General features: G+C 63.8%; 5 protein-coding genes. 3 read left to right on the top strand and 2 right to left on the bottom strand.

Going from position 1 to position 6660, the window contains the following annotated elements:
• Positions 1–275 precede the first annotated feature (275 nt).
• Positions 276–1685, bottom strand: coding sequence for a glutamate--ammonia ligase (gene glnA / locus CHC02_RS27450; protein ID WP_074980078.1), 1410 nt, complete (start codon positions 1683–1685; stop codon positions 276–278).
• A 332-nt stretch (positions 1686–2017) separates the two neighbouring features.
• On the opposite strand from glnA, the gene thiI reads away from it, so the two are divergent.
• Complete coding sequence (gene thiI, locus CHC02_RS27460; protein WP_089394551.1) at positions 2018–3523, top strand: tRNA uracil 4-sulfurtransferase ThiI; 1506 nt, start codon at positions 2018–2020, stop codon at positions 3521–3523.
• Positions 3524–3653: 130 nt separating this feature from the next.
• A complete protein-coding gene (typA, locus tag CHC02_RS27465) occupies positions 3654–5474 on the top strand; it encodes a translational GTPase TypA (RefSeq protein ID WP_089394552.1) in 1821 nt (606 codons plus the stop codon).
• A gap of 83 nt (positions 5475–5557) precedes the next feature.
• Here typA and CHC02_RS27470 read toward each other — a convergent pair whose 3' ends face one another.
• The gene (locus CHC02_RS27470) at positions 5558–6196 is read right to left on the bottom strand and encodes a DUF746 domain-containing protein (protein ID WP_167364861.1); all 639 of its coding nucleotides are present in this window, start codon (positions 6194–6196) and stop codon (positions 5558–5560) included.
• 192 nt (positions 6197–6388) lie between these two features.
• Between CHC02_RS27470 and CHC02_RS27475 the strand changes: the two genes are divergently transcribed.
• Positions 6389–6660: filamentous hemagglutinin N-terminal domain-containing protein (locus CHC02_RS27475; RefSeq protein ID WP_141137703.1), on the top strand; the 272-nt coding region annotated here is incomplete at its 3' end.

Genomic DNA, 6660 nt, shown 5'->3' on the forward strand with positions numbered 1-6660 from the left:
CCGTTCGGCGTGTTCGGGTGTTCCTGAGTCAGCCGGCAGCTCCAGTGGCTTTCAGCTGAAACCACTCCTTCTCTCGGCACGGACAAACCCCCTCTCCCTTCAGGGAGAGGGCTGGGGAGAGGGGCGGAGTCAACCCGAAACACCCAGGTCGCCTGGAAACACCGTTCGCGAGCAAGCACGCTCCTACGAAAAGCGACAGTCCGGAACACCAACAATAAAAAAGGCCTCCCGAAGGAGGCCTTAATGTTGCCGCTACTTATATAGGTATTCGTGGATCAGACGCTGTAGTACAGGTCGTATTCCAGCGGGTGCACGAAGGTGCGCACCTTGATTTCTTCCTCGGACTTCAGCTCGATGTAGGCATCGATGAACTCGTCGGTGAACACGCCGCCCTTGGTCAGGAACGCGCGGCCCTTGTCGAGTTCTTCCAGCGCCTCTTTCAGGCTGCCGCAAACCTGCGGGATTTCCTTCGCCTCTTCCGGCGGCAGGTCGTACAGGTTCTTGTCGGCGGCGTCGCCAGGGTGGATCTTGTTCTGGATGCCGTCCAGGCCGGCCATCAGCAGCGCGGCGAAGGCCAGGTAGGGGTTGGCGGCCGGGTCCGGGAAGCGCGCTTCGATGCGCCGGGCTTTCGGGCTGGAAACGTAGGGGATACGGATTGAGGCGGAACGGTTGCGGGCCGAGTAGGCCAGCATCACCGGGGCTTCGAAGCCCGGGACCAGGCGCTTGTAGGAGTTGGTCGACGGGTTGGTGAAGCCGTTCAGGGCCTTGCCGTGCTTGATGATGCCGCCGATGAAGTACAGGGCGGTGTCGGACAGGCCGGCATAGCCTTCGCCGGCGAAGGTGTTCTTGCCATCCTTGGAGATGGACATGTGCACGTGCATGCCCGAGCCGTTGTCGCCGTACAGCGGCTTCGGCATGAAGGTCACGGTCTTGCCGTAGGCGTCGGCGACGTTGTGCACGCAGTACTTCAGGGTCTGGACTTCGTCAGCCTTGGCGACCAGGGTGTTGAACTTCACACCGATTTCGTTCTGGCCGGCGGTGGCGACTTCGTGGTGGTGAACTTCGACCACCAGGCCCATTTCTTCCAGGGCGTTGCACATGGCGGTACGGATTTCGTGGTCGTGGTCGACCGGCGGTACCGGGAAGTAGCCGCCCTTCACGCCCGGACGGTGGCCCTTGTTGCCCGACTCGATGTCGGCGTCGGTGTTCCAGGAAGCCTGCTCGGAGAAGATCTTGAACATCGAGCCGGAGATGTCGGACTTGAACTTCACTTCGTCGAAGATGAAGAACTCCGGCTCCGGGCCGACGAACACGGTGTCGCCGATACCGGTGGACTTCAGGTATTCCTCGGCGCGCTTGGCGATGTTGCGCGGGTCGCGCTCGTAGCCTTGCATGGTGCTCGGCTCGATGATGTCGCACACCAGGATCAGGGTCGGCTCTTCGGTGAAGGGGTCGAGCACGGCGGTGCTGTCGTCCGGCAGCAGGATCATGTCGGAGGCTTCGATGCCTTTCCAGCCGGCGATGGAGGAGCCGTCGAACATCTTGCCGGCTTCGAAGAAGTCATCGTCCAGCGCGTCGCGGGCCGGCATGGTGACGTGCTGCTGCTTGCCTTTGGTATCGGTGAAGCGCAGGTCTACCCACTTCACGTCATGGTCTTTGATCAGTTGGTGCGACTTGTACGACATGCTGTCCTCCAGGAGGGATTAGAGCTGGGAGCTTTCTGTGCCCCAGTATCGGGTGATGCCGGCCGGAATACTCCGCCAGGGCAACCTGCCTCACAAGAGAGCAAGTAGCGTGCCAGTGCCCGATTTTGGACAGAGCCCCGCGCTACAGGGCTTTGCGCAGGGTGCTGGGCGTGGATGGCGGAATTGTTGCACCGATTTGGTGCTACGCAATGCTGCATGAGTCCATTTTGGTGCATCAAAAAGAATCTGCACGCGGCTGCTCAAGTCTTGAGCAATTTCGGGTATAATTCCGCCCCTTTTTTTCGTCCCTTCGGGCTTGCGCCTTTTCTCGCATGAAACTCATCGTCAAGGTCTTCCAGGAAATCACCATCAAGAGCCGGCCGGTGCGCAAGCGCTTCATCCGCCAGCTCGCGAAGAACATCCGCACCGTGCTGCGCGACCTGGACCCGGCGCTGCTGGTCGAGGGCGAATGGGACAACCTGGAGGTGGAAACCCGGGTGACCGACGCCAAGGCCCTGCGCGAGATGATCGAGCGCCTGACCTGCGTGCCGGGCATCGGCCACTTCCTGGAAGTGCACGAATACCCGCTGGGCGACTTCGACGACATCCTCGAGAAGTGCAAGCAGCACTTCGGCCACCTGCTGCCCGGCAAGCACTTCTCCATGCGCTGCAAGCGCGCCGGCAAGCACGCCTTCACCTCCATCGACGTGGAGCGCTACGTCGGCGGCGGCCTGCGCCAGCACTGCGGCGCGGCGGGCGTGTCGCTGAAGAACCCGCAAGTGCAGGTGCGCGTGGAAATCCGCCACGACCGCCTGTACGTCATCCATGCCCAGCACGAGGGCCTGGGCGGCTACCCGCTGGGCGCCCTGGAGCAGGTGCTGGTGCTGATGTCCGGCGGCTTCGACTCCACCGTGGCGGCCTACCAGATGATGCGCCGCGGCCTGATCAGCCACTTCGTGTTCTTCAACCTCGGCGGCCGCGCCCACGAACTGGGCGTGATGGAAGTGGCCCACTACCTGTGGGAGAAGTTCGGCCGCTCGCAGCGCGTGCTGTTCGTCAGCGTGCCCTTCGAGGAAGTGGTCGGCGAGATCCTCACCAAGGTCGACGACAGCTACATGGGCGTGACCCTCAAGCGCATGATGCTGCGCGCCGCCAGCCGCGTGGCCGAGCGCCTGGAGCTGAACGCGCTGGTCACCGGCGAGTCGATCTCCCAGGTGTCCAGCCAGACCCTGCCGAACCTCTCGGTGATCGACCGGGTGACCGACACCCTGGTGCTGCGCCCGCTGATCGTCAGCCACAAGCAGGACATCATCGACACCGCGACGAAGATCGGCACCGCCGAGTTCGCCAAGCACATGCCCGAGTACTGCGGCGTGATCTCGGTGAACCCGACCACCCAGGCCAAGCCCTACCGCGTCGAGCACGAAGAGACCCGGTTCGACATGGCCGTGCTCGACCGCGCCCTGGAGCGCGCCACCCAGATGACCGTCGACCGCGTCATCGACGAGCTGGGCAAGGACCTGCCGGTGGAGATGGTCGACGAAGTGCTGCCCGGGCAGATCGTGGTCGACATCCGCCACCCCGACGCCCAGGAAGATGAACCCCTGGCGCTGGAAGGCATCGAAGTGCTGGCCATGCCGTTCTACGCGATCAACAGCAAGTTCAAGGAACTGGACCCCAACCGCCAGTACCTCCTGTTCTGCGACAAGGGCGTGATGAGCCGGCTGCACGCTCACCACCTGGTCAACGAAGGGCATACCAACGTGCGGGTATACAGGCCCGTTGGGCAGCCGCAAGCTCTAAGCGGCAAGCTGCAAGAGCAGAGCGAACGGTCATGAGAACCTGCCATATTCGCCGCAGCGCGCGGCGCCGTCGGCATCCACCCGACCTCTGGCCTGCGCACCCTTTCCAACGCTTTTACTTGCAGCTTGCGGCTTGAAGCTTGCCGCTCTCTTTTAGGAAAACACCGTGATCGAAAATCTCCGCAACATCGCCATCATCGCCCACGTCGACCATGGCAAGACCACCCTGGTGGACAAGCTGCTGAAGCTGTCCGGCACCCTCGACCGCAAAGAAGCGGAATCCGAGCGCGTGATGGACTCCAACGACCAGGAAAAGGAACGCGGCATCACCATCCTGGCGAAGAACACCGCGATCAAGTGGAACGGCTACAACATCAACATCGTCGACACCCCCGGCCACGCCGACTTCGGTGGCGAGGTGGAGCGCGTGATGAGCATGGTCGACTCCGTGCTGCTGGTGGTCGACGCCCAGGACGGCCCCATGCCGCAGACCCGCTTCGTGACCCAGAAGGCCTTCAAGGCCGGCCTGCGCCCGATCGTCGTGGTCAACAAGATCGACCGCCCGGGCGCCCGTCCCGACTGGGTCATCGACCAGATCTTCGACCTGTTCGACAACCTCGGCGCCACCGATGAGCAGCTCGACTTCCCGATCGTCTACGCCAGCGCCCTGAACGGCATCGCCGGCATGGACCACGAGAAGATGGACGACAACATGGACGCCCTGTTCCAGGCGATCATCGACCACGTCCCGGCCCCGGTGGTGGACACCGAAGGCCCGTTCCAGATGCAGATCTCGCAGCTGGACTACAACAGCTTCCTCGGCGTGATCGGCATCGGCCGCATTACCCGCGGCAAGGTCAAGGCCAACACCCCGGTGGTGGCGGTCAGCGACGACGGCAGCAAGCGCAACGGCCGCATCCTGAAGATCATGGGCCACTCCGGCCTGCAGCGCGTGGAAGTGCCGGAAGCCGAAGCCGGCGACATCGTCTGCGTCTCGGGCATGGAAGAACTGTTCATCTCCGACACCCTGTGCGACCCGCAGAACGTCGAGGCCCTGCCGCCGCTGACCGTCGACCAGCCGACCGTGAGCATGACCTTCCAGGTCAACGACTCGCCGTTCGCCGGCAAGGAAGGCAAGTTCGTCACCAGCCGCAACATCAAGGAGCGCCTGGAGAAGGAACTGCTGCACAACGTGGCCCTGCGCGTCGAGCAGGGCGACAGCCCGGAGAAATTCAAGGTCTCCGGCCGTGGCGAGCTGCACCTGTCCGTCCTGATCGAAACCATGCGCCGTGAAGGCTTCGAGATGGCCGTGGGCCGTCCGGAAGTGGTGATCATCGAGAACGAGGCCGGCGAGAAGCAGGAGCCCTACGAGAACGTCACCATCGACATCGAAGAGCAGCACCAGGGCTCGGTGATGGAGCAGATGGGCCTGCGCAAGGGCGACCTGAGCAACATGATCCCCGACGGCAAGGGCCGCGTGCGCCTGGAATACACCATCCCGGCGCGCGGCCTGATCGGCTTCCGCAACAACTTCCTGACCCTGACCTCGGGCACCGGCATCCTGACCTCGACCTTCAGCCACTACGGCCCGATCAAGGCCGGCGAAGTCAGCAACCGCCAGAACGGCGTACTGGTCTCCATGGCCACCGGCACCGCGCTGACCTACTCGCTGGAAACCCTGCAAAGCCGCGGCAAGCTGTTCCTCGGCCCGGGCGACGAAATCTACGAAGGCCAGCTGGCCGGCATCAACAGCCGCGACAACGACCTGGTGATCAACCCCACCAAGGGCAAGAAGCTCGACAACATGCGCGCTTCGGGCAAGGACGAAGTCATCGCCCTGGTTCCGCCGATCCGCTTCACCCTGGAGCAGGCGCTGGAATTCATCGCCGACGACGAACTGGTGGAAGTGACGCCGAAGTCCATCCGCCTGCGCAAGAAACTGCTGAACGAGAACGACCGCAAGCGTTACGAGCGTAGCAAGGTCTAAGTCCAAGAGCGGCTGCAGGCCTCAAGCGGCAAGCTGCAAGCGAAAGACGAAGGCCCCGTCGGAGCGATCCGGCGGGGCCTTTTTCATTCTTCCGGGCGGTTGGCGGTGCGTTTCTTGAAGTGCTCGTCCGGCTCGCTTATGCAGCGTCGGCAGGTCTTGCACTGGAACATCCGCTTGCCCTGGCGGTTGCCGTCGACGAAGCCGTAGCGGAAAAACCGTTCGCGATTACCGCAGTTCGGGCATTGCAGGGCAGGTAGTTCGGGGCGCATGCCCAGCTTGACCTTCGCCTCCCATTCGCCGCTGGGGTCGAGCCTGAGCAGCCACTGGCGGAACACCCTGACCCAGCGGGCCAGCATCATGTGCGATACCCCCAGCCGCTCGCTGGCGTTGGCGATCGAGCGTTGTTGCGACAGCAGGGGCAGGAACGCCTCCAGCTTGTCACAGCGCAGGAAGTGCCTCAGCGCCGTGCCGGTACGCCGGTTGAAGCCCTTGCCGCAGCGCTGGCAATTGAAATAGGGGATGCCGTTCGGCGGCCTGCCCCGGTAGCGCAACACCACCTGGTGGCTGCCGCAGTGATGGCAGGGCGGCGGTGTCGGGTCCTTGGACAGGGCTTCGTCGATGTGCCGTTGCAGGAAGGCGGTCAGCGCGGGGTCTTCGTGCCGGGGGATGTCCTGGCCACGGTCGAGGATGGGCAAGGCGTGGTCGAGTTGGCGGCGGGGCATGGGGCGGGCTTTGCGTGACGTCGGAGCGCTATTTGAGCCGCGGCGCCGGGGCCTTGGGAATGCGCTCCATGGGGAGCAGGGCGTAGTTCGGAAAAGTCCTACAAAAGGGCGCGCGAAACGCTCAAGGCCCCACGCCATGCGGGGGAATAGAGTCCGCCGGGCCAATCACCACCCCCGCGCGAGCCCCCCGATATGGACATCCGCCGCCCCCTCCACCAGGCCATCGCCAGTGCCCTGGCCGGCATCCTGTTCCTCAACCCCATAGTCGCGGCCGCGGCCCAGCTGGCGGTGGATGCGGCCGCCGGTGGCAACACCCAGCTCGGCGCGGCGGGCAACGGCGTGCCCATCGTCAACATCGCCACGCCCAACGGCGCGGGGTTGTCGCACAACAAATTCAGCGACTACTCGGTGGGCCAGCAGGGCCTGATCCTCAACAACGCCACCGGCAAGACCGCCAGCACCCA

The organism is Pseudomonas delhiensis, assembly GCF_900187975.1.
Classification (GTDB): domain Bacteria; phylum Pseudomonadota; class Gammaproteobacteria; order Pseudomonadales; family Pseudomonadaceae; genus Pseudomonas; species Pseudomonas delhiensis.

What these genes read in the sequence shown, in the direction of transcription:
- glnA (WP_074980078.1), bottom strand. Translation starts at nt 1,685, where the DNA reads ATGTCGTACAAGTCGCACCAACTGATCAAAGACCATGACGTGAAGTGG.
- thiI (WP_089394551.1), top strand. Translation starts at nt 2,018, where the DNA reads ATGAAACTCATCGTCAAGGTCTTCCAGGAAATCACCATCAAGAGCCGG.
- CHC02_RS27470 (WP_167364861.1), bottom strand. Translation starts at nt 6,196, where the DNA reads ATGCCCCGCCGCCAACTCGACCACGCCTTGCCCATCCTCGACCGTGGC.